General features: G+C 62.9%; 21 protein-coding genes and 1 tRNA gene. 7 read left to right on the plus strand and 15 right to left on the minus strand.

The window, feature by feature from the left end:
- Window position 1: 1 nt before the first annotated feature.
- Complete coding sequence (locus WMP97_RS10445; RefSeq protein WP_340440464.1) at window positions 2–1,357, plus strand: sugar nucleotide-binding protein; 1,356 nt, start codon at window positions 2–4, stop codon at window positions 1,355–1,357.
- Window positions 1,358–2,206, plus strand: coding sequence for a glucose-1-phosphate thymidylyltransferase RfbA (gene rfbA / locus WMP97_RS10450; RefSeq protein WP_316330957.1), 849 nt, complete (start codon window positions 1,358–1,360; stop codon window positions 2,204–2,206).
- 3 nt (window positions 2,207–2,209) lie between these two features.
- Here the strand turns inward: rfbA and WMP97_RS10455 are convergent, their stop codons facing one another.
- Genes WMP97_RS10455 through WMP97_RS10465 form a run of 3 tightly spaced genes read right to left on the minus strand, consistent with a single transcriptional unit; the run spans window position 2,210 to window position 4,777 of the window.
- Entirely contained in the window at window positions 2,210–2,824 is a 615-nt protein-coding gene (locus WMP97_RS10455; RefSeq protein WP_023020439.1) for an MBL fold metallo-hydrolase, read from the minus strand.
- Window positions 2,824–3,909 carry an S-(hydroxymethyl)mycothiol dehydrogenase gene (locus tag WMP97_RS10460; RefSeq protein WP_023020438.1) on the minus strand — a complete coding sequence of 362 codons (1,086 nt, stop codon included), beginning with the start codon at window positions 3,907–3,909 and terminating at the stop codon, window positions 2,824–2,826. Before WMP97_RS10460 ends, WMP97_RS10455 begins: the two co-directional genes overlap by 1 nt.
- Before the next feature lie 52 nt (window positions 3,910–3,961).
- The gene (locus tag WMP97_RS10465) at window positions 3,962–4,777 is read right to left on the minus strand and encodes a GDSL-type esterase/lipase family protein (protein ID WP_340440465.1); all 816 of its coding nucleotides are present in this window, start codon (window positions 4,775–4,777) and stop codon (window positions 3,962–3,964) included.
- 101 nt (window positions 4,778–4,878) lie between these two features.
- Here WMP97_RS10465 and WMP97_RS10470 point away from each other — a divergent pair, with 101 nt between their 5' ends.
- Window positions 4,879–6,546, plus strand: a complete 1,668-nt coding sequence (locus WMP97_RS10470; RefSeq protein ID WP_408918739.1) for an AMP-binding protein — start codon at window positions 4,879–4,881, stop codon at window positions 6,544–6,546.
- A gap of 66 nt (window positions 6,547–6,612) precedes the next feature.
- On the opposite strand, the gene WMP97_RS10475 is transcribed toward WMP97_RS10470, so the two are convergent.
- Window positions 6,613–6,688 (minus strand) — tRNA-Thr (locus tag WMP97_RS10475).
- Window positions 6,689–6,775: 87 nt separating this feature from the next.
- Entirely contained in the window at window positions 6,776–7,975 is a 1,200-nt protein-coding gene (locus WMP97_RS10480) for a DNA polymerase III subunit delta' (protein WP_396130028.1), read from the minus strand.
- 37 nt (window positions 7,976–8,012) lie between these two features.
- Between WMP97_RS10480 and WMP97_RS10485 the strand changes: the two genes are divergently transcribed.
- Window positions 8,013–9,545, plus strand: a complete 1,533-nt coding sequence (locus WMP97_RS10485) for an adenylate/guanylate cyclase domain-containing protein (protein ID WP_340440467.1) — start codon at window positions 8,013–8,015, stop codon at window positions 9,543–9,545.
- A gap of 12 nt (window positions 9,546–9,557) precedes the next feature.
- On the plus strand, window positions 9,558–10,796 hold the full coding sequence (locus WMP97_RS10490; RefSeq protein ID WP_340440468.1) for a DUF418 domain-containing protein: 1,239 nt from the start codon (window positions 9,558–9,560) through the stop codon (window positions 10,794–10,796).
- Here WMP97_RS10490 and WMP97_RS10495 read toward each other — a convergent pair.
- Both WMP97_RS10495 and topA read right to left on the minus strand, forming a co-directional pair.
- The gene (locus tag WMP97_RS10495) at window positions 10,746–11,327 is read right to left on the minus strand and encodes a hypothetical protein (RefSeq protein ID WP_340440469.1); all 582 of its coding nucleotides are present in this window, start codon (window positions 11,325–11,327) and stop codon (window positions 10,746–10,748) included. The genes WMP97_RS10490 and WMP97_RS10495 overlap by 51 nt on opposite strands.
- A gap of 18 nt (window positions 11,328–11,345) precedes the next feature.
- Window positions 11,346–14,321 carry a type I DNA topoisomerase gene (gene topA / locus WMP97_RS10500; RefSeq protein WP_340440470.1) on the minus strand — a complete coding sequence of 992 codons (2,976 nt, stop codon included), beginning with the start codon at window positions 14,319–14,321 and terminating at the stop codon, window positions 11,346–11,348.
- A 248-nt stretch (window positions 14,322–14,569) separates the two neighbouring features.
- Here topA and WMP97_RS10505 point away from each other — a divergent pair, with 248 nt between their 5' ends.
- Window positions 14,570–15,199: a DedA family protein gene (locus WMP97_RS10505; protein WP_023020430.1), complete on the plus strand. Its 630-nt coding sequence runs from the start codon at window positions 14,570–14,572 to the stop codon at window positions 15,197–15,199.
- A 17-nt stretch (window positions 15,200–15,216) separates the two neighbouring features.
- On the opposite strand, the gene WMP97_RS10510 is transcribed toward WMP97_RS10505, so the two are convergent.
- The gene (locus tag WMP97_RS10510) at window positions 15,217–15,420 is read right to left on the minus strand and encodes a cold-shock protein (RefSeq protein WP_023020429.1); all 204 of its coding nucleotides are present in this window, start codon (window positions 15,418–15,420) and stop codon (window positions 15,217–15,219) included.
- Window positions 15,421–15,597: 177 nt separating this feature from the next.
- Here WMP97_RS10510 and WMP97_RS10515 point away from each other — a divergent pair, with 177 nt between their 5' ends.
- On the plus strand, window positions 15,598–17,961 hold the full coding sequence (locus tag WMP97_RS10515) for a Zn-binding domain-containing protein (protein WP_340440471.1): 2,364 nt from the start codon (window positions 15,598–15,600) through the stop codon (window positions 17,959–17,961).
- A gap of 23 nt (window positions 17,962–17,984) precedes the next feature.
- Here the strand turns inward: WMP97_RS10515 and WMP97_RS10520 are convergent, their stop codons facing one another.
- From WMP97_RS10520 to ssd, 7 genes are read right to left on the minus strand one after another with little or no spacing between them, the layout of a single operon-like run.
- Window positions 17,985–18,311 (minus strand): Rv3654c family TadE-like protein, encoded by a 327-nt coding sequence (locus WMP97_RS10520; RefSeq protein ID WP_023020427.1) that lies wholly within the window; start codon window positions 18,309–18,311, stop codon window positions 17,985–17,987.
- Window positions 18,304–18,618 (minus strand): hypothetical protein, encoded by a 315-nt coding sequence (locus tag WMP97_RS10525; RefSeq protein ID WP_023020426.1) that lies wholly within the window; start codon window positions 18,616–18,618, stop codon window positions 18,304–18,306. The genes WMP97_RS10520 and WMP97_RS10525 overlap by 8 nt, the downstream gene beginning before the upstream one ends.
- A 56-nt stretch (window positions 18,619–18,674) precedes the next feature.
- A complete protein-coding gene (locus WMP97_RS10530) occupies window positions 18,675–18,863 on the minus strand; it encodes a DUF4244 domain-containing protein (RefSeq protein WP_023020425.1) in 189 nt (62 codons plus the stop codon).
- Between the two features lie 24 nt (window positions 18,864–18,887).
- The gene (locus tag WMP97_RS10535) at window positions 18,888–19,484 is read right to left on the minus strand and encodes a type II secretion system F family protein (protein WP_239204817.1); all 597 of its coding nucleotides are present in this window, start codon (window positions 19,482–19,484) and stop codon (window positions 18,888–18,890) included.
- Window positions 19,481–20,269, minus strand: coding sequence for a type II secretion system F family protein (locus WMP97_RS10540; RefSeq protein WP_317001423.1), 789 nt, complete (start codon window positions 20,267–20,269; stop codon window positions 19,481–19,483). Before WMP97_RS10540 ends, WMP97_RS10535 begins: the two co-directional genes overlap by 4 nt.
- On the minus strand, window positions 20,262–21,440 hold the full coding sequence (locus tag WMP97_RS10545) for a TadA family conjugal transfer-associated ATPase (protein ID WP_316330945.1): 1,179 nt from the start codon (window positions 21,438–21,440) through the stop codon (window positions 20,262–20,264). The genes WMP97_RS10540 and WMP97_RS10545 overlap by 8 nt, the downstream gene beginning before the upstream one ends.
- Window positions 21,437–22,504: a septum site-determining protein Ssd gene (gene ssd / locus WMP97_RS10550; RefSeq protein WP_316330944.1), complete on the minus strand. Its 1,068-nt coding sequence runs from the start codon at window positions 22,502–22,504 to the stop codon at window positions 21,437–21,439. The genes WMP97_RS10545 and ssd overlap by 4 nt, the downstream gene beginning before the upstream one ends.
- Window positions 22,505–22,872 lie beyond the last annotated feature (368 nt).

Consider the following 22,872-nt stretch of genomic DNA (forward strand, 5'->3'; position numbering starts at 1 on the left):
CATGCGCATAACTGAAACCGCCATCGCGGGACTACTCATCATCGACCTCGACGTGCACGGGGACAATCGCGGCTGGTTCAAAGAAAATTGGCAGCGGGAAAAGCTCACCGGTCTCGCGCCCGAACTCGCGAGCTTTCAGCCGGTGCAGAACAATATTTCCTTCAACCACGCCGGCGCTACCCGCGGGCTGCACGCCGAACCTTGGGACAAACTCATCTCGGTGGCGCAGGGCAAGATTTTTGGTGCGTGGTGCGACCTGCGCGAGGGGTCGGAGAGCTTCGGCGAGGTTATTACCCACGAGATTGGGCCGGAGACGGCGGTGTTTGTGCCGCGAGGCGTCGCCAATGGCTTTCAAGCGCTGGAGGATACCTCTTATAGTTACCTGGTCAATGAGCACTGGTCGGCCGAGGCGCGCTATGCCGCGGTGAACCTCGACATCGTGGACTGGCCACTAGAGCCCACCGAGATTTCGGAGAAAGACAAGCAGCACCCCAGCCTCGAAGAGGTGAGCCCGATGCCTGCCCGGCGCATCCTCGTCACGGGTGCGAATGGGCAGTTGGGGAGGGCGCTGAAGCGCCTGCTTGGCGACGCCGAATTCTGCTCCCACGCCGACTTCGACATCACCAATCCGCCGGAGCGAAATTGGAAGCAGTACTCGACCATCATTAATTGCGCGGCGTACAACGACGTCAACGGCGCCGAAAACGACCGCGCCGCTGCCTGGGCCGTCAACGCGGAAGGGCCGGCAAAGCTGGCACGCATCGCCGCAGAAAACCAGATCACGCTGGTGCATGTCTCGAGCGACTATATCTTCGATGGGGCGAACGAGGTCCACACCGAGGCGGAGTTGCCGTCGCCGCTCAGTGCGTACGGGGCGTCGAAAGCCGCGGGTGATACCGCAGCACAGACCGCGCCGCAGCACTACGTCATTCGCACCTCGTGGGTCTTTGGCGATGGGGAAAATTTCATGTCCACCATGCGCCGGCTGGCTAATAAGGGCGTGGAGCCGAAGGTCATCCATGACCAGCGTGGCCGCCCCACGTTTGCCGAGGACCTAGCCAAGGGCATCGTGCACCTGCTCAAGTCCGGCGCGGACTACGGCGTGTATAACCTGTCCAATTCGGGCGATACCGTGGGCCGCGATGAGATTGCCATGGCGGTATTCATCGGGCTCGGCCACGATCCGTCCGAGGTCACGCCAGTGACGACCGAGCAGTACCGTGAGATCGCGGGGCCCGAGGCGCCGCGACCTAAGGAATCGACGTTTGCGCTGGATAAAGTCGAGGCCACCGGTTTCAAGCCGCAGAATTGGCGCGCCGCGCTGGCCCTGTACCTGGCGCTCTACCCGGAGGATTAAATGAAGGGCATCATCTTAGCCGGCGGTTCCGGCACGCGGCTCTACCCGATTACCAAGGGCATCTCGAAGCAGCTCATGCCCATCTATGACAAGCCGATGATTTACTATCCGCTGACCACGCTCATCCAGGCGGGGATTCGGGAAATCCTCATCATCACCACCCCGGAGGATGCGGGGGCCTTCCAACGCCTCTTTGGTGATGGCTCCCAGCTCGGCCTCATGATCGATTATGCGGTCCAGCCGCGGCCGGAGGGGCTCGCGCAGGCCTTTTTGATTGGCGAGGATTTTATTGGAGACGATAGCGTCGCACTGGTGCTCGGCGATAATATCTTCCACGGCTTCGGCGGCGAGCTCACCCACTGCCAGGATCCGGAGGGTGGCATCATTTTTGCTTACGAGGTCTCGGATCCGCAGCGCTACGGCGTGGTGGAATTCGATGCTGCGGGGCATGCGCTCAGCATCGAAGAGAAGCCGGAGGTTCCGCGGTCGAATCACGCGGTGGTGGGCTTGTATTTCTATGACAACTCCGTCGTGGAGATTGCCAAGGGCATCGAGCCCAGCGGCCGCGGCGAGCTGGAAATCACGGCGGTTAACGAGGAATACCTGCGCCGCGGCGAGCTGAATGTCCAGCGCCTGCACCGCGGTAGCGTCTGGCTCGATACCGGCACGGTGGACTCCATGAGCGAGGCTTCTGCCTATGTTGAGGTGATGCAAAAGCGCACCGGGATCGTTATCGGATCGCCCGAGGTTGCTGCCTATGAGGCGGGCTTTATCGACCGCGCCCAGCTAGAAGCACTCGCCGAGCCGCTGCTTAAGTCCGGCTACGGCGAGTACCTGCGGGCGTACTAACAGCTAGTAACCGCGCTCGATGTATTCGTCGAGGCGTGCGGCCTCGGCACCCACCGTGGTGGCGTCGCCATGCCCCGGCAGGACCTTGGTGTCCTCCGGCAGGGTGAAGACCACGTTCTTCAGCGACTCGATGATCACATCGAAGTCGGAGTACTTGCGGCCAGTGGCACCAGGGCCGCCATTGAAGAGCGTATCGCCCGACAGAAGCGTCTCGCCCACGTGCAGCACCACGCAGCCCGGCGAGTGGCCTGGGGTGTGGTAGACCGTGATTTTCTCGCCGCCGATATCGAATTGACCGCGATCCGCCAGCGGCGTATATGGGGCATCGCCGTTGGATTCCTGCCACAGCATGTCATCGTCCGGGTGCAGGTAAACCTCGGTATCGAAGCGCTTGGCGGCCTCGGGGGCGAGCTCGCAGTGGTCATTGTGCGCGTGGGTGAGCAGGATGCCTTCCACGTGGCGATCGCCTACCAGCTCCGCTACGGCATCGAGATCGTGAGAGGGATCCACCACATAAACATTGGAGTCATCGCCCACGACGTAGACGTTATTATCCACGTCCCACTCGCCGCCGTCGAGGCGGAACTTGCCAGAAGTAACCGTGCTATCGATGCGCATTAGAACTCCACCACCGAACGCAGGACCTTGCCGGACTTCATGGTGGCGAAGGCCTGCTCGACGTCGTCAAGCGCAATGCGCTCGGAAACGAACTTTTCTAGCGGGAAATTGCCGGCCTTGGATAGCGCTACATAAGCGGGGAAATCGCGCTCCGGGAGGCAATCGCCGTACCACGCTGGCTTGATGGAACCGCCGCGGCCGTAGAGGTCGATGGCGGGAATGTCCACGTGGTCGGTGAGGTTTGGCACGCCCACCATGACCATGCGGCCGGCGTGGTCGCGGGAGTAGAAGGCCTGGCGCCAGGTGGGCTGGATACCCACGGCGTCGATGGAAACGTCGGTGCCGAAGCCGCCGGTGAGCTCGCGGACGGCGTCGATGACTTCCTGTTCCGACAGGTCCTTGGAGCAGATAGTATCGGTCGCGCCGAATTCGCGGGCGGTTTCCAGCTTGGATTCGTCAATGTCCACGGCGATGATCTTTGCCGCGGCTGCCAGCTTGGCACCCGCAATGGCGGCCATTCCGACGCCGCCGCAGCCGAAGACGGCTACGGACTCGCCGAGCTGGATGTCACCGGTATTCACGGCTGCGCCGAGGCCCGCCATGATGCCGCAGCCCAACAAGCCTGCAGCGGCTGGGTCAGTGTCTTCCACCTTGGTGCACTGGCCCTCGTGGACCAGGGTCTTTTCCGCGAAGGAACCGATGCCCAGCGCAGGAGTGAGCTCGGTGCCGTCCTCGAGGGTCATCTTCTTCGAGGCGTTGTGGGTATTGAAGCAGTACTTTGGCTCGCCCTTCTTGCAAGCGCGGCACTCGCCGCATACGGCGCGCCAATTCAAAATGACGAAGTCGCCCTCCTCCACGTGGGTGACCGCAGAACCTACGGTCTCCACCACGCCTGCGGCCTCGTGGCCGAGCAGGAACGGGAAGGCGTCTTCAATATCGCCATCGCGGTAAGCAAGGTCGGTGTGGCATACGCCGCAGGCCTGCACGCGCACGATGACGTCATTAGGGCCGGGGTCGGGGACAACAATATTGACGGTTTCGACTTCCGCGCCCTTGGAACGGGCAATAACAGCTTTTACAGTCATGCGCCCGAGCGTACCGATATTTTCAAAATCGGCACATTAATGAAAATATTTTTTAAGAGCGGGCGATGACGTTGGCCGTATGCTCGTGGCCGCGCTGGTTCATGTGGATGGGCAGGTTGCCGTCACCACCAGTAAAGTCCACCAGACCAGCCCACATGCGCTGGTTTGCATCGGCGCACATGCCGTTATTGCGGGTGGAAGGTTTCATATCCAAGAACTGCACGCCAGTGCGTGCCGCCAGGTCCACCTGCATCCACTGTGCCTTATTCTCAAAGTCCTGGATTGGCGGCAGGAAGGTGGAGTCGGCCGGGCGCGGACCGAAGTGGAAGAGGCAGTAGTACGGGCCAGAACCAATGGTGGGGTAGCCAACGATCTGGACGCGGGCGTTCGGGGCCGCGCGCTTGATGCGTTCGATTTGTGGGGCGGTGCGGTCCGCGAACTGCTTGCGAATCTGCGGCAGGTTGAGCTCGCGGTGGTTATAGGTGTCGTTGAAACCGGTAGTAATAACCACGCGGTTAGTAGCCGGGCTCAGCGCGCCGGTACGGATGGCCGCATCCACCTGCTGGAAAATCTGCGGGCCGCGGGACATGGACACGGCGCCGGAGCAGGAGAAGTCCCGCACCGGAAGGCGCAGCTTGGCGCCGGCGCGCTTGGCGTAGTTATTGGAGGTCGGGCAATCCACGCCCACACCCTTAGAGGGATCGTAACGGTGGGCGAAGTAGGAGCCGGCATCTGGATCCGCGAGGACGGAATCGCCGAAGGCTACTAGGTTGCGCTCCGCGGCGGTGGCCTGCGGCGCGACTGCCACGCCTACGACGGCCAGCGCGGACGCCACCACGGAGAGGACTTTGAGCTGCAGAGATTTCATGAGATCCTTTTCTAGAAACACCAGTAACTTCAGGTAACTGTAGTCACTTCTGTAATTTCGAGTTGGCGGCTACACCGCGCGCCTCTCTCACGATATCGTCCATGGTTACCTTTTTGTTATCTTCGCTTTTTGGAGCTACCCCAACCGTGAATTTTTCTGATTTCACATTCCACACTGCAGCCCTCGGCCGGTTCGTGCCGGCGCTTCTTAACGCCGGACTCATCAGCCACCAAGGCGGCGCGAAGGCCCAGCTCAACCTGCTGCCGAACCTGGCCCGCTACCGCTTTACCACCGCACGCGAGATCGAGCAGGGCTACCTTGCCTGTCCGGAGCGCTTGGCGCTTATCGACGACGACGGCACCCTCACCTACCGCCAGCTGCGCACCCACACGCAGGGCTTCGCCCGCTACCTCCGCTCGCTGGACCTGCCCGAGATTCGCCTCGGCGTCATGGCGCGCAACGGCCGCGGCATCATCATTCCGCTCGGCGCCAAGGGCTATGTGGGCGCTTCTATTTACCTGCTCAACGTAGGCTCCTCCCCGGAGCAGCTGGCCGGCTGCATTGAGGAAAACGGCATCAATGTGCTCGTCGTGGATGATGAATTCATCGACCGCGTGGATACCGATATCCCCGTAATCATCGCGCACGATACCGGGGCTAGCGAGCTGCCGAAGTTAGACAAGATTGTGAAGAATCCACCGGCCGTGGAGCTGCCGCGCTTCCCCAAGCACGGCCCGATCGTGCTCATGTCCTCCGGCACCACCGGCATTCCGAAGGGCATTGTGCGGCCGGAACCGACCCTGCCGGTAGTGCTGGCCTCCATCGTGGATACCATTCCATGGCGCGCCGACCAGCGCCTGCAGATCACCGCCTCCATCTTCCACACCTGGGGATGGGCCTGCATCAATATCGCACTCGGACTGCGCAATACCATCGTCACCCGCCGCGTATTCGACGCGGAGCAGGTGCTTGACGATGTCCAGCGCTACCGCCTCGATGGCATGATTTCCTCCCCCATCTTCTTTAAGCGCCTAGTGGAGCGGGACCCAGCCGGTGAGTTCGATACCTCGAGCCTGAAATTCATCGCCTCGGCCGGCAATGCGCTGACTCCGGAGGTGGTCAAGGAGACCAATGAGCGCTTCGGCGCCATCCTATGCAACGTATACGGATCCACTGAGCTCGCGCTCGCGACGACCGCCACCATGGATCAGGTGGCCGCCAACCCCACCATCGCCGGGCGCGTGGCCTCGGGCACGAAGCTGCGCATCCTCGATAAGGAGGGCCACCCGGTTCCGCGCGGCGAGGTGGGAGAGATCTACCTGACCAACTCCACTGCGATGACCGGCTATACCAACCCGAACCTGCGGCTCAATAAGGTGGACGGGCTCATTTCCATCGGCGATTTGGGCTACATCGATGAGCACGACTTCCTGCACGTGGTCGGCCGCGCCGATGACATGATCATTGTCGGCGGCGAAAACGTCCACCCGCAGTCCATCACCGAGGTCCTCGAGGCCATGCCCGGCATCCACGAGGTCCATGCCGGTGGCGTGGAGGATAGCGAGACCTTCCAGCGCATCGCCGTGTGGGCGGTGCCTACTGCCGACGCCACCGGAAAGGCCCTCACGGCCGACGCCATCCGCGAGTGGGTCCGCACCAAGCTCGCCGATCACTCCGTGCCGCGCGATGTGCACTTCCTATCCCAGCTGCCGCGCAACGCCACCGGCAAGGTGGTCCCGCGCCTACTGCACAACCACGGCGAGGCTTAACGCTCTGCACCCACTGCCGTGCCCACAACGGCGAAAGGCCGCAGGCTAGATAACCTGCGGCCACTGTGGAGCCGCCTGCGAGAATCGAACTCGCGACCTTTTCATTACGAGTGAAATGCTCTACCGACTGAGCTAAGGCGGCACGCTGCTTGGCATATGCCAGTGCAGCAAGAGAAAGTTTAACCTAGGGGCGCCGCGGAATAGAAATCGGCCCCGACTACGCACCCGCTTATAGGCACGCGCGACGCAGTCGGCCCACCAACCCGTCGAAGGCAATCTGCGTGCCGACGTTTTGTGTGAGCTGCTCGCGGCACAACGTGATGGCGGCCTGGCAGTCCAGCAGACCTTCCTCACTCACGCGTTGCGCTAGCTCGCCAGAAAGACCGGCGAAGTCCGGGTGGGTCAGGTCCACCTGCGCGCCAACTTTCTGCATGAGCGCATCGCGGTACACACCGGAGAGATCGATAAGAACTAAGTCCAAGTTGTCGATAACTCGGCGTTTCGCTCGCTTCTTGTGTTGGTCCTGCAGATCCTTAATGGCGGATCGGGCATCGCGCTGCGCTTTAGCCGCGCCTTTGCCCTTCGCACCTACGCCGAGGGTCTGCTCCAGCTTCGCCAGTTCGGCTTCTTCTTGTTCCTTATGCGATTCCTTCGCTTCCGAATCGACCAATTTCAGCAGCGAGGTGACCGCCTGGAAGCCTTGGGAGCCGTGGAAGACCTCTTCTGCCAGGTTGATGGCCACCGCGCGGCGCTTTTGTACCGCCGGGTCGTTGACGAGGCGTCGCGCCCTGCCGACGTGGCGGAGGGAGGTGAGGGCGGCCAAGTGGGCGTCGTGATCCGAGGCGCCCTCGCTGACCAGCTGGGCGGTAATGCTCTCTACGGACGGGGAAGGAATGTAGAGGTGGCGGCAGCGCGAGCGGAGGGTCTGGGAGAAGTCCTCGGGGGCGTCGGAAGGAGCGCACATGATGATCACTGTGCGCGCCGGCGGTTCTTCCACGGTCTTGAGCAGGGCATTCGCACCGTTATTATTGAGGCGGTCGGCATTGTTGAAGATCACTACGCGCCAGGGCGCCACCGTGGGCAGGCTCGCGGCGCGGCCGATGACCTCGCGCACCGTATCCACCGGAATGATGACTTCCTGCGGGTCCACCAGCACCAAGTCAGTATGCTGCTTCGCATCCAGCACCGCCTGGCAGGCCTCGCACCGGCCGCAGCCCGGCTCTTCCGGGTCCGTGCACATGAGTGCGGCAGCAAAATCGAGGGCGGCCAGGGATCGGCCGGAGCCCGGCGGGCCGGTAAATAGCCAGGAATGGCTCATTGCCCGCGGGTCTGCCCCCGGCATCCCCCGAGCTGCCCGAGCGGCATCCAGGATGGTGCGGGCCACGCCTGGGGTATCTGCCAATCTTTGCGCAACGCTTCCGGTATTCACTCGCCCTAGCCTACTGGTCTTACTAAAGTATGAAGACATGAACAGACTATTGCGCGGCGCACGATGGCTCATGGGAACCCAATGGCCGGTCTACGCTGCCTTAGTCCTCGGTGCGAACCTCATCGGCGCCATCGCGATCATGACATTCGTTCTCTATTTCCTTCCCATGCCGGAAATCGAGGACTTTGCCGCCGAGCTGCCGAGCTTGATGGGTGTCGCTGCGGTGTACCTCATCTTCGCCGTGATTATCGGAATTGCCGTTACCCTGCTGCTCTTCCGCCCGGTGCTGGACTGGCAGCGCAACCCAGACGAACACGATCCGAATATGGTGCGCAACCTCGTGCTGCGCATCCCCGTCTACCAATCCGCAGTAGCGGCCGCGGTATGGCTCATCGGCATCATTTTGGCCGTGGTCATTTCCGCGCGGGAGTCCGGCAGATTGGGGCTTGTCGTAGGCGTATCCGCTACCCTGGCTGGCTTGGTGGTTATCATCCTGACCTACCTGCAGGCAGAGCGCCTCGTGCGCCCGGTTGCCGCCCAGGCGGTGGCACGGCGCTTTGAGGATTCCACGCTCGAGCCACCCATCAAATACCGCCTGATATCCACCTGGCTGATGACTTCCGGCGTGCCGCTCATCGGCATCCTCCTGGTATTGATTGCCCAGCTGACCGGGCTTTTCCCGGGATCCGCCGGCGATCTTGTTCCCGCCATTACCGCCTTGGCGCTTACCGCTCTGGCTACCGGTTTTATCGGCACCAGTTTTGCGGTGATGAGCGTCGTGGACCCGATTGTGGAGCTACAAAACGCTATCAATCGGGTGCGCCGCGGTGAGACCAATGCCGAGGTCGATATCTATGACGGATCCGAGCTAGGCGTGCTGCAGGCCGGTTTTAATGAAATGATGCGTGGCCTGCGGGAGCGCAACCGCGTGCGCGATATTTTCGGCCGCTACGTCGGCAGCGAGGTGGCCCAACGTGCGTTGGAGGAGCGCCCAGAATTAGGCGGCGAGGATCGCAAAGTGGCGGTGCTTTTTATTGACGTTATTGGATCCACCACGTTTGCCGTTAACCACTCCCCCGAAGAAGTTGTGGAGGAGCTCAATAAGTTCTTCGAGCACGTCGTCAAGGTGGTGCACCGCAATAAAGGAATTATTAATAAATTCCAGGGCGATGCAGCCCTCGCTGTTTTTGGCGCTCCCCTCAACGTTTATGATTCCACCTCCATGGCCCTGCAGGCCGCCCGCGATCTGCGCAGTGAATTGCGCGGACTCGAGTTGCAAGCCGGCATCGGCGTGGCCGCGGGGCACGTTGTCGCCGGGCACATCGGCGGCGCCGATCGCTTTGAATATACCGTCATCGGTGATGCCGTCAACGAGGCCGCGCGCCTGACCGAGCTGGCCAAGGACACCCCGGGCCAAGTGCTCACCAATGCCGCCACGCTCAAAACCGCTAACGAGGCCGAGCAGGCCCGCTGGACTATGATGAAATCCATTGAGCTGCGCGGCCGTCACCGCATGACCCAGCTGGCTCGCCCTATCCGCGCTACCCTGGCAGAACGTTCCGAGGTATAAAGAGGTTTTTAAGTGAGCTCAGCTCCCCGGCCCCGCATGATCGTGCCCGATGTGGCGCGCGGCATGGCCCTTCTAGGCATCGCCATGGCCAATATGACCACGGCGTGGATCATCACCACCGACCGGCCAGCAAGTTATTTCGGCGGCATCATCGATGGCAGCGTGTGGGATAAGGCGGCCGTCGTCTTCGCCGCCTTCTTTGTTCACAACCGCGGCCTGCCCATGTTTTCTACACTGCTGGGTTTTGGCGTGGGGCTCATCGCGCTGAGTCTGTGGCGGCGCGGGTTTCCGGTGCAGGGGGCGCGCAGGGTCATCGCCAAGCGCTATGCCTTCTTGGCAGTGATGGGAGCGGCGCACATGGTGCTGCTGTTTTGGGGCGACATCATGTTCTTCTATGGCGTGGCCGGAATCGTGATTGCATTCCTGCTGCGCAAGCGGGATTCCTCCCTCATGCGCGTGGCCTATATTCTATTCGCACTATGCGCGCTGGGCGGGATTGTGGCCTTCATTTCCGGCGCGCTGGATCCCCTCGGCGTGGTGGCCACGGAGGGCATCGGCACCATCGAGTCCTACCCCGATTTGCTGCTCAGCCAGCTTGTCACCCTAGGCAGCCAGGCCTTGGCCACGCCGATCATTTTATTGATGTACCTGCCCGTCATGCTGGTGGGCTTTGTGTGGGCGCGCCAAGGCGTGCTTGCCGACGTCCCCTCTCACCGCCCCACCCTCCTGCGCTGGGTGGCCGTCGCGGTGATCATTACCGTGGTTATCGGTACCTTGTGGTCTTTGAGCACGCTTGGGGTCATCGAGCAGCGCTGGGCGAATGCGGCCAATAATGCCAACTCTTTCCTCGGCGTCTTCACTGGCCCCGGTATCCTGGCCGGACTCGCGTTGGTGCTGCAGCCAGTACAGGAGCGACTTTCGGCCGGGGCACCGCTGCCCGCAGTGTTATGGCCCTTTGCGGCGCTGGGCAAGCGCTCCATGAGCGGCTATGTGGGGCAGTCCATCCTCTTTTTCTGCCTCGTGCACCCGTTTATGCTGAACTTCGGTCACGAGCTGGGGGCCTTCGGCCAAGCGGTGATGGCCTTCGCGGTGTGGTTGGCCACTCTCATCTTCGCCTGCGTGCTGGAGGCCTGCGGCCGCCGCGGCCCCTTCGAGGCGGTGCACCGCCGCCTTTCCTATGGTCCGACGATGCAGCCGCAGTTACCGGGTGCGGTGAAGGCCGTCAATCAGCAGCAGATGGCCGATAACTAGGGCGCCGGCTTCGGCCGCGCGCACTAGCCGCGCCTTGTGTTTGCGCTGCTTCAGCGCCGCACGCAAGGCCGTTAGCGCTTCGGCTGCGACGAGCAGATTGGCGCCGTGGCCGATGCCCTTACCGGCATCGGTGCGCAGCGCTGGGTCGCCCGCCAGCGCCGAGGTGGCAAGCACGGCCGCGCCGCCCACTGCCACTGCGGCGGCCGTCGGCTGGCTACGGGTAGCGGCAACGCCCGCACCCCATGCGGCCGCGCGCAGGCCCCAACCTAAGGCATCGTTGCGCGCGCCGCGGCGATACAGGCTCCAGGCATAGGCGGCGTGGTTCGCCGTTAAAGCCGCCACGCCCAGCGCCGAAGGATGGGTCAGGGTGCGGGCCTTTTCCACTTGGGCAATAATCCCGGCTAGGATTGCGGCGCCAACGGCGGGGTCTTCGCGGACCGAGGCGAGCAGTCGTGGCTGTGTGCTGATATCGGATACGGCGCGCCGCAGGGCCGCATCGCCTTCCTGGGTGCGGGCAAGTAAATCGTTCATGCCCGCTACCTTACGCGGTTATTTCTTGCGCGAGCCGGCCTTTACCACGTTCTTCGTGCCGGGCGATGGTTTCTTGGTTGCCTTCTTGCCGGCCTTCTTCGTGGACTTTTTGGTGGCCTTCTTAGTCGCCTTCTTCTTGGTCGTCTTCTTAGAGGACTTCTTGGTGGACTTCTTCTTGGTTTCGCCGGATGCTTCCTTGGCGCGGCGCTCGGAGAGGAGCTCGTTCGCGCGGGCGTCGGTAAGCTGCTCCGGGTCATCACCGCGGCGCAGGGAGGCATTGGTAGTGCCGTCGGTGACATACGGGCCGAAGCGGCCATCCTTGACGGTCATGGGCTTGCCGGAGACGTCATTATCGCCTAGCTGCTTGATCGGCGGCTGAGCCGCGGCGCGGCCGCGACGCTTCGGCTCGGCATAGATGCGGCGGGCCTCGTCCAAGGTGATGGTGAAGATCTGCTCTTCCTTGGCCAAAGAGCGCGAATCGGTCCCCTTCTTCAAGTACGGGCCGTAGCGGCCATTTTGGGCGGTGATCATCACGCCGTCGTCCTCGCCCACCTCGCGTGGCAGGGACAGCAGCTGGAGGGCTTCTTCGAGGGTCACCGTAGAGGGTTCCATCGAGCTAAATAGCGAGGCCGTACCCGGCTTCAGCTTGTTCTCGATGTACTCCTTGACGCGCTTTTCCTTCTGCTTCGCGGCAGTTTTGGTTTCCCAGTTCTTAGCGCGCTTGCCTTCCTCGGCGCGTTGCTTGTCTTCCTCGGCACGCTCCTTGGCGACGACCTCTTCAGCCTCACCCTCGGCCTTTTCCCGCTCATCATCGCGGACCACCTCGGTGACATACGGGCCGAAGCGGCCCTCCTTAGCCACAATCATGCGCCCATTTGCCGGGTTTTCACCCAGTTCGCGGCCGCCCTGTGGGGTGGCAAAGAGTTTTTCCGCCAGCTCCTCGTTCAAGCCGTCCGGAGTGACGGTTTCAGAGAGGTTAGCGCGCTGGTACTCGATGCTGCCGTCGTCATTGGTGCCGACGGCGCGCTCGATATACGGGCCATAGCGGCCCACACGGACGAAGACATCGCGGCCCTCGGTATCGGTGTAAAGGCGCAGGGAGTTGACCTTGCGGGCATCGATGGCTTCTAGGTTGACGTCGATAAGCGATTTCAAGCCACCGTGGCGGGCAATGGAGGCCGCCTTTTGCTCGTTGGCCTCGGCGTTGCCGAAATAAAAGCCATTGAGCCAGGCGGTGCCGTCCTCGATACCGGTAGCAATCTGGTCCAGCTCATCCTCCATAGAAGAGGTGAAGTCATAGTCGACCAGCTCGGTGAAGTTCTCCTCCAACAGTCCCACGACGGCAAAGGCAACCCACGATGGCACCAGCGCATTGCCGCGCGAGACCACATAGCCGCGGTCCTGGATGGTCTTGATAATGGACGCATACGTGGACGGGCGGCCGATACCCAAGTCCTCCATTTTCTTGACCAAGCTGGCCTCGGTATAGCGCGCCGGCGGGTTGGTGGAGTGGCCCTCGGCGGAGACCTCCTTGGCGTTCAGGGCGCGACCCTCTTCCAAATGTGGCAGGTGGGTCTCGCCCTTCTTGTCACCCTTGGCGTCATCTGCGCCATAGGCCTTCAGGAAGCCCGGGAAGGTAATGGTGCGGCCGGTGGCGGAGAATTCCACGTCATAGCTGCCATTATCCGTGGTGGCGGTGCCGGCCACGGTGACCTTCATGGAGGTTCCCTTGACATCGGCCATCTGGGAGGCGACGGTGCGCTTCCAAATCAGGTCATAGAGCTTAAACTCCTCCGCGTCCAATTGACCGGAGAGCTGGCCCGGGGTGGCGAAGGACTCGCCGGCTGGGCGAATCGCCTCGTGAGCCTCCTGGGAGTTTTTCACCTTGCGGTCATAAACACGCGGGGAATCAGAAACGTACTCTGCGCCATAGATGCTGGTGGCGGAGTTGCGCGCAGCTGATAGGCCCTGCTTGGACAGCGAAGTGGAGTCAGTACGCATATAAGTAATGTGGCCGTTTTCGTACAGGCGCTGCGCAATGCGCATGGTGCGCTCGGAGGTAAAGTGCAGGCGGCGGCCGGCCTCCTGCTGCAGCGTAGAGGTCATAAACGGCGCATAAGGCTTGCGCGTATAAGGCTTGTGCTCGACACCAGCGACCTGCATGTCCGCGCCGCTCAGTGCGGTTTCTAGCGCCTTGGCCTGCGGCTCGGTGATGACGATGACGTCTTTGCTCTTCACGTTTCCGTGGTCATCAAAGTCGCGGCCCAGGGCCACGCGCTTGCTATTGACGGCTGTGAGGCGGGCGTCGAACGTAGCGGGATTATCCGCATCCGCAGCGCCGGTATCTAGCGTGGCGGCTAGATCCCAATAATCCGCGGGGATGAACGCCATGCGCTCGCGCTCGCGCTCGACGATGACGCGGGTAGCCACCGACTGCACGCGGCCTGCAGAAAGCCGCGGCATGACCTTCTTCCACAGCACTGGGGAGACCTCGTAGCCGTAGAGGCGGTCCAGGATGCGGCGGGTTTCCTGGGCGTCGATAAGGTTGTAATCCAGATCGCGCGTATTATCCGCAGCTTCCAGGATGGCCGATTTGGTGATCTCGTTGAACACCATGCGGCGCACCGGAACCTTGGGCTTTAAGACCTCAAGCAGGTGCCAGGCGATGGCCTCGCCCTCGCGGTCGGGGTCTGTCGCGAGGTAGAGCTGATCGCACTGCTTCAGCTTGGATTTTAGGTCCGCGACTTTCTTCTTCTTATCGGGGCTCACCACATATAGCGGGGCGAAGTCGTCCTCTGGGTTCACGCCAAGGCGCGCCCAGGATTCCTTCTTATACTTAGCCGGTACGTCCGCAGCGCCGCGGGGAAGATCGCGGATGTGGCCTACGGAGGCCTCCACGATGTACTTATCTCCGAGGTAAGGCTGAATCTTCTTCGCCTTCGTCGCCGACTCGACGATCACCAAGGTCTTTCCCGGCCCGGCTGCTTCTGCCACTTCGACTTCATCCCTTTCGATGATGCGAACAATAAGGTATGCACGCTTTCAGCAATCGCCCCTAGCGTACACAGTTGATCTGTGTTTCCTTTCTCGCACCATATACGCGGTTCTGCCAAAAGGTCGTTTTCAGGGGCACTATGTACCCCCACGGAACGGGTCTATACTGGCCTACTTAGAATGCCCAGTAACTGTGAAAGCATTGTGGGGCACGATAGCACACCTAAGCCGACACCCGGGGAGGATTCATGGTCGACACAATCACTATGTGGATCGAAACCGTCATGTCCACAGAGTGGATCTACCCGCTGGTCGCCGCGCTGATCTTTGGTGACTGCTTCTTCCCCGTCCTGCCGTCAGAAATCCCGCTCAATATGGCCGGCGCCTGGTCCGGCTCGCAGGGCTTCCCCCACCTGCCCACCATGTTTTTCGTGGCGCTCATCGCCGCCATGATGGGCGATAATCTCTGTTTCCTGCTAGGCACGCGGTTTATGCCCTTGCTTAAGCGCGTGCCAAAGGGATCTAAGGCCTACGAAGGGCTGAACTGGGTCAAGCGAAATATGCGCCGCGGCGGAGGGGCCGCCATTATTATCGCCCGCTTCATCCCTTCAGCACGCTTGTTTATGACCATCCTGCTGGGGTCCATGAGGTTCCCGTGGATCGTCTTTGTGTTCTTCGACACCATCGGCGTCGCCCTCTGGGCTGGCGAGGCGCTGGCCATTGGTTATCTCGGCGGCATGGCCTTTTCTAATTCGCCAGTACTCGCCGTGGTGGTCAGCATCATCGCAGCCATCATCATCGGCGTGGGCCTGCAGAAGCTGCAGAATAAGTTCACCGAGTGGTGGGATACCCGCCGCGGCTACGCGGAGACGCCGTAGCGGGGAGAACAGGCCGCCTAGATGACGGACACGGACTGGGCCTGATCACCCTTCGGGCCGGAGCCAACCTCGAAGGTGACCTGCTGATTTTCCTCTAGGGTGCGGAAGCCGCTGCCCTGAATCTCGGAGTAGTGGACGAAGATATCGCCGGCGCCATCCGCGCGCTCGATAAAGCCGTAGCCCTTTTCAGAGTTAAACCACTTAACGGTTCCTTGTGCCATGGTGTGCAGTCCTTTTCTTGCTTATCGGTGCAGCGATTCCGCACCAAGGGGGTTCGGTAAATGCGTCCTTTAGCAGTACCTTAAAGTGTAAACACCGCACCAAGACATCATTGGCCTTATATCAGTGTGACACGTTCCACGCCAAAGCGATAGACCAAACCCACGAGGGGGTAAAAATTGTCTCACCCGGAAACAGATAATCCCCTGGGAACAGAGCTCCTCGAATTCATCCAGCGCCGCCTCGATGAGTCCACTCTCACCTTTCACACCACCCTGCCCCCTCAGCGCGCCCAGTATGCGCAGTGGCCGGAGTGGGTATTGCCGCAGTTGCGGGAGAAGCTGGTAGAAGGGGGCGTCGGCAAGCTGTATCGGCACCAGGCTGAACTCGCACAGGCCGCCTGGAAAGGCGAGGATGCGGTGATTGCTACCGGCACTTCTTCAGGAAAATCCCTGGGCTACCAGCTGCCCATTTTGAGCCGGCTGGCGCAGGAGCCGACCGCTTGCGCGCTGTATCTCACCCCCACTAAGGCACTGGGTTCGGATCAGCTGCAGGCGGTGCTGGAGCTGTGCCGGGGGATTCCGGCGCTCAAGGGTGTGGTGCCCGCGCCCTATGACGGCGATACGCCGCAGGAATCCCGCGCGGGTGTGCGCGATCATTCGCGGTTCATTTTTTCCAACCCGGATATGGTGCATATGTCCCTGCTGGCGGCGCATGCCCGGTGGGCGCGGCTGCTGCGGCACCTGGAATTCATCGTCATCGATGAATGCCATTCCTACCGGGGCGTATTCGGCGCCAATGTGGCGCTCGTGTTGCGGCGGCTGCTGCGCTTGTGCGCGCACTATGGCTCGCGGCCGACGGTTATCTATGCCTCGGCCACCATGAAGGACCCGGGCCGGCATGCACAGCGCCTCACCGGCCGGCCGGCCCGCGCAATTACGGAGGACACCGCCCCCACCGGTGCGCGCACCGTAGCCCTGTGGGAGCCAGGCTTCATCGAGGGCGCCGAGGGTGAGCACGGGGCGCCGGTGCGCCGCGCCGCCACCACCGAAGCTGCCGAGATGATGGCCTCTTTCATCGCCGAGGGTGCGCGCACCATGACCTTCGTGCGTTCGCGCCGCTCGGCCGAGGTGGTGGCCATGCGTGCGGCCGAGGTGCTCTCCGGTAGTTTGGGCCGGCCCGATTTTGCCCAGCGCATCGCCGCCTACCGCGCGGGTTACCTGGCCGAGGACCGCCGTGCATTAGAGCGCGCGCTTGACGACGCCTCCTTGCTCGGCGTCGCCACCACCTCCGCGCTCGAGCTGGGCATCGACGTCGGTGGGCTCGATGCCGTGGTCACGGCCGGCTTCCCGGGGACCGTCGCCAGTTTTTGGCAGCAGGCCGGGCGCGCCGGCCGCCGCGGGCAGGGCTCGCTCGTAGTACTCATCGCCCGCGATGAGCCGATGGATACCTATCTGGTCCACCATCCCGAGGCGCTGCTGGGCAAGCCGGTGGAGGCCAGCGTATTCAACCCGGCCAATCCCTATATCCTCTTCGGCCATGTCTACTGCGCTGCGGTAGAAAAACCACTGGATGATGCCACGATTGCTGCCTGGGGAGCCCAGGACGTGGTCCATCAGCTGGCCGAGTCTGGCCTGCTGCGCCACCGCGAGCGCGGGTGGTTCGCCGTACCCATTCCTGCCCACTCGCCGGAGGAACTCTCCCCGGAGACGGCGCATACCGCCGTTTCCTTGCGCGGCGGGTCAGGCGAGGAAGTGATGATCGTGGATTCTTCCGACGGCCGCCTGCTCGGCACCATCGATGCCGCTCGCGCCACCAGCCAGGTGCACCCCGGCGCGGTGTACCTGCACCAAGGCGAAAGTTTTGTCATCGAGGAACTCATCCTCAGCGATTACCTGGCGCTCGCCCGCCCCGAGGCCCCGGATTATTCGACGACCCCGCGCTCCACCACGGATATCCGCATCCTGCGCGAGGCCGATAACCTGGTCAATTATTCCCCGGGCCTGTGGGTAGCCGACGTGGAGGTAGAGGTCACCGATCTCGTCACCGGTTACCAAGTGCGGCTTGCCGATGGCACCATTGGTGACGACATCCCCCTCGATCTCCCCGAACAGCGCCTGGTTACCCGAGCCGTGGCCTATACCATCGATCCGCTGGCACTTTCCGCCATGGGCGTGACGGCCTCCGATACGCCCGGCACCCTACACGCGGCCGAGCACGCCGCCATCGGCTTACTGCCGCTTATCGCCACCTGCGACCGCTGGGATATCGGCGGCGTATCCACCGCACTGCACCCCGATACCCAGCTGCCCACCGTTTTTGTCTATGACGGCCATCCGGGCGGTGCCGGCTTTGCTGAAGAAGGCTTCCGCCGCTTCCCCGAATGGATAGAGGCCACCTTCGAGGCGGTGCGCTCGTGTCCTTGCGAATCCGGTTGCCCGTCGTGCGTGCAATCACCGAAGTGCGGCAACGGAAATAATCCGCTCAGCAAAGATGGTGCTATCAAGCTACTCGGCGCGCTGGTCACCATGACGCAGGGCTAGCCGCGCTGCCTCCTTCCGCTGGCTCACACCGGCCCGGCCTTGGCCTGGGTAGAGCGGCCGCGCACTGCCGCGGTGACGATGACGTCGCGACCGGATTCGGTGCAGGTTTCTAGGGTGGCGCCATTCAGGGCGGCGGTATCGCCCGCGGCGGTGCAGGCATCCTCGCCAGTAGCAAGTGCCCAGGCGCCAGCGACCGCAGCGAGGTCGGCGGCCACTTGCGCCTCGTGGCGTGCGGCTACGCGCGAGCCCACCGCCGCCACGATAAGCAGCAGGCTCACGATGGCGACAATGATGCCGGCCGCAGCGATGGTGGCATAGCCTTCCTCGCCCCAGCGTTGCGGCTTACTCATTTCCGCCCACCTCGGCGGGAAAGACTGCCTCGGAGCGCATGGTGCCGATGGGGGCTTCCACGCTTACCGACGCCTTCACCAGCCCACCGCTTTCCTCCACGCTGACTTGGGCATCTTCGCGCGCGGGGTGGTATTCGACGCCGATGGCATGCGCACGCGCGGCCGCACCCGCCATGTCCACAGCGGCGATATAGGATGCCAGCGTGGCAATAGCACCCACGATTCCCGCCGCGACCAAGACTAGGGAGCTTAAAGCTAAGGCGGCCTCGATGGTCACGGAGCCATCGTCATCAAATACCTTGTGCATTATTCCTCCTTTCTGCCGGCGGGAATGGTCCCGCCGGCTGGGGTTACGTAGAGCTGCTAGCTGGGGGTATTAGAGAGGGCGTCGGTTATGATGCCTTCGATGGCATCCACCACGCCGCCGCCGTTGATGACCATGTAGAGCACCCCGGCAAGCGCCGCTGCTGCTAGAGAGCCCATGGCATATTCGATGGTGCTCATCCCCTCGTCATTGCGGATGAGCTGGGGATACTTAGTAAGTGCGTGCATGATTAGTGTCCTTTCAAGTGAGGTTTAGAGAAGTTGCGCGCCCAGGCTGATTACTACGGGCGCAAGGCCTAGAACGATGAATGCCGGCAGGAAGCACACCGCCAGCGGGAGGGCAATGAATACTCCTGCGCGCTCCGCCTGTGCTGTGGCGTGGGCGGATGCTTCCGCGCGCAAAGAAGTACAGATTCGATGGCATCCGGCCGCAATGGTGGCGCCGGATTGGCCCGACATGATGACAAGCTGTGCTAAGTCCTCCAGCCCCGCCTGGCCCTTCATATGGCCCCACGCGGACTGCGTGGAAACTCCAACGCCTAGCAGCGCGGAGACGGTCTCCCACAGGTCCTGCGTCTGAGCGTCCGCGGTGCGAGCGACCGCGGTGGCGGCTCCGTGCACGGACAGCCCTGCGGCCAGGCACGCTGCGAAGAGTTCGACGTCACCTGCTACTACCAGCGGGTCCAGCGGTGCTGCGGGCTTGAGCTTGCTTATCAGTCCCCCACGCGCTTTCGGGCCATCGCGCGGGGTCTTGGCGGTGGTCTCAGTCGCACTGGTAACTGCCAGCCGGCCAGTGTGCGGTGGGAGGCCAACGAGGGCGGCTAAGGCCACAAAGATGAGCGGGGTCATGCAGCCGCCTTCCGAATAATGATGCGCGACCAAGCGAAGCCGCCGCAGGCCAGCGCCGCGCCTACCACGAGAAGGACGCCGCCTAACCCGCCGCCGAAAAGAAAGCCGAGCGAGTTAGCGCCCATGGCCCCGCCCATGGCGATGCCGGCTATTGGCAAGCACGCGAGCACCGTGGCGGTCGCTTGGGGGCCTTGCAGACTAGCGGAGGTGGATTGCTGGTGGCGTCGAGAAGCATCGAGGCGGCTTTGGGCTTGGTCGAGCAAGCTGGCCACCGCAATACCGTGGTAGGTGGAAAGCTCTAGCAGATGGCCTAAGCGGGAAAGCTCCGGCAGGGTCTTTGTATCCTCTGCATCCGTGAGCGCCATGTGGGGCGGCGCGCCACGCGCAGCGAGGGCGGCCGTTGCTTCCAGTGCGGCGGATACCTCCCGCGGGGTAGTTCCCGGCAGGGCCTCCACCCCGCGGGCAAGCGCCCCAGCCAGGGTCGCCCCTGCCCGCAGGTCCGCGGTGACCACTCCCAAATAGGCGGCCATCCCTTCGCGCCCACGCCGCTGCGTGCGCGCAGCCACGAGGTCTTTGGTGTACCAGGACACGCACCAGGCGATTATGGCGGCGGCGATAGCGACGCTGATGCGACCCACTGAGTAAAAGACCAGGCTGCCGCAAAATACCGCCCCCAGGATGACCACGGAGCTAGCTCGTGTCTGGCGCGTTGCGGAAGCTAGGCGGCCGGTGATAGAGGGCGCGGGCAGGAGCAGTGCGGCGGCGAGCAGGAGGAAACTAAGCATGGCTGGCCTCCCCGGCGCGCTCGCCCAGAAGTTGTGCGGAAAATTCCGCAAAGCCATCCGCCGGTCCGTCTTCGGCACTCCAGATGATGCGTGGGGTAACCGGGTTTCCCTCGAGCACGCCAATATGGACAAGGCGGCGGCCCTGCGGGGTGCGTTCCATGGTCAGCACCATGTGTACGGCCGCTGCCAGTTGTGAGTGCAGTGCCGCGCGGTCCAGGCCGCCAAGGGCGGCGAGGGCCTCCATGCGGGCGGGGACTTCAAAGAGCGAATTGGCATGGAGCGTACCGGCGCCGCCGTCGTGTCCGGTGTTGAGGGCGGCGAGGAGATCGACCACCTCGCGACCGCGGATCTCGCCTACCACGATGCGGTCTGGGCGCATGCGCAGCGCTTGTCGGAGCAATTGTGACATCGTGACCTCGCCGCTTCCCTCCGCATTGGCCCGACGCGAGACCACGCTGACGCAGTGCGGGTGGTGCGGGGAGAGCTCGGCAGTGTCCTCGATGACGAGGATCCGTTCGCGCTCGGAGACGGTTCCCAAAAGCGCCGATAGCAAGGTGGTTTTGCCGGAGCCGGTTCCACCTATAACCAGGAATGAGACTCGCTTGTCCACCACAGCGCGCAGCAGCGTAGCGATATCTTCTGGCACCGTGCCGTTGTCTACTAGTTGGGGCAAGGTGGTCTGTGCTTGGCGCAGTACGCGCAGGCTCAGGCAGGTTCCGGCCACCGCAGGCGGGCTCAGCAGGGCGTGGACGCGCAGGACGACGCCATCAGGGCGGCTAACGCGGCCATCGGCATAGGGTTGAGCATCATCGAGGCGCGTGCCGGAGGCTGCCGCCAGCCGGCTGGCCAGTTGGCGGACTTCGCCATCATCGCGGAAGGTGATGTCAGTGCGTTCGAGGCCCTCGCCGCGGTCCATGAATACCGCATGCGGCCCGTTCACAACGACATCGGTAACCCCCTCTCGCCCCAGCAATGCATCAAGCGGGCCCATTCCGGTGGCGTCCTGGCGCAGGCGGCGTAGTAGGTCGAGTACCGCGACGTCACTAATCACGCCGGCTTCTGCACGGATGCGCCGAGCCAGGGCTGCCGCATCATGCACCAAGTCGGGCTCGACGGCGATGATACGCTGCATCTTTTCCAGCGTTTCCTGTGCTACTTTCTGCTCACTCACGCGCCTACCTCCTCGAGGACCGCGTGTGCAGCCTTGCGCAAGGGTGCCGGGAGGCGCTGCGGGAGGCCGCCTATTTCCACCGCACGCGTAAGGCCCCGGGCCGTTGGCAGTTCTGCCAACACCGTGCTGTGGATGATGCTTTCTACTTCCGCCGCGCTTAACGATGCCCACTGGCGTTGCCGCAGCACCACCACACAGCTGCGCCGCGCGGCTCCGAAGCGCGTAATTAGTTGCGCGGCCGATGCAGCCGAGCGCACTTCTGCGGCCACCACTATGACCACGTGGGTACACGCATCCGGAACGGTCTCCGGGGTGCAATCCACCACGCATAGCCCTTCGCCCGCGTGGGCCGCGCCCACTACTCGCGCGAGCAGGTCCTTTTCCAGGCGGAAGGGATCCGCGACGGTACTGCGCGCGGTCGAAAGCACCGCTACCCCATCCGGCGTAGTGGGCAGCGCGCGGTAGAGATCGGCGGCATCGATACTGCCATCGCCCACGGTAAGCTCCGGCCAGCGCGCCCCCGCTTCGGCCTCTACGCCAAGCAGGAGGTCGAGGCCACCGGAGTATGCGTGGGCGTCGATAAGCAGGGCGCGTCCATCCGCAGCGCACTGGGTGCGGGCCAAGGCGGCCGCGAAGGTAGAAGCCCCCACCCCGCCGCTCGCCCCAACCACGGCGATGGTGGCGCTACCCGGTCGCGTGTCCTGCGGGGTGCCCGCGGCGGCAATGCCCGCGAGCAGCTCCTTGATCTGGGCGGGAATGATAAAGGCGCTCTCCGCGTGACAGGCTAATGCCGCTTCATAGTCAATCGGTCCAGGGTCCGCGGCAAGGAATAGTACTGGCACAGGCGCGGTGTGGGGGCGTTGCGCTGCCGCCACCACGCGGGCCATGAGGGAATCAACCAGGACCGCAAAGGCGCCTGGCAGACTGCGCGGGACGTCGCGGGGATCGGTTACGGTAAGCACATCGTGGCTGGTAGCAGCCGCGGCATGGATAGCCTCGGCGCGCAGTGCTTCGTCACCGACGGCAACGACGATGGCAGCGGAATCAGGATGTAATGCGTTCATGCCTCATAGCCTGAAGCATCCGTGCAACCGCAGCGAGGGCTCTCCGGTGGCACTGTGGATAACCCGCGATAAGTCACCGTGTGGTCCTGATTTGGTTGCCACTTCAACTAAAAACCTGTGGATAACCTCGTATCACATGGCGCTAGATATAGGTGACGGCCCGTGCATCGGGGGGGTGTGCGCACGGGCCGTCAGTAACCCGGCCTCGGGGGGTGAGCCGGGGCAGGCCGCACAGTATATCGGGGCCTTGCACGCATTATTATGACATGTTCGCCACCCAACCACAACAGCTAACAGCAATTTTTCACGGCCATGGCGCTGACCTGCACCGAATGCGTGTTCACTACTTTATCCCCCGCATGGGCTGC

It is taken from the genome of Corynebacterium sp. KPL4072 (assembly GCF_037908395.1).
In the GTDB taxonomy this organism is placed as follows: domain Bacteria; phylum Actinomycetota; class Actinomycetes; order Mycobacteriales; family Mycobacteriaceae; genus Corynebacterium; species Corynebacterium kefirresidentii.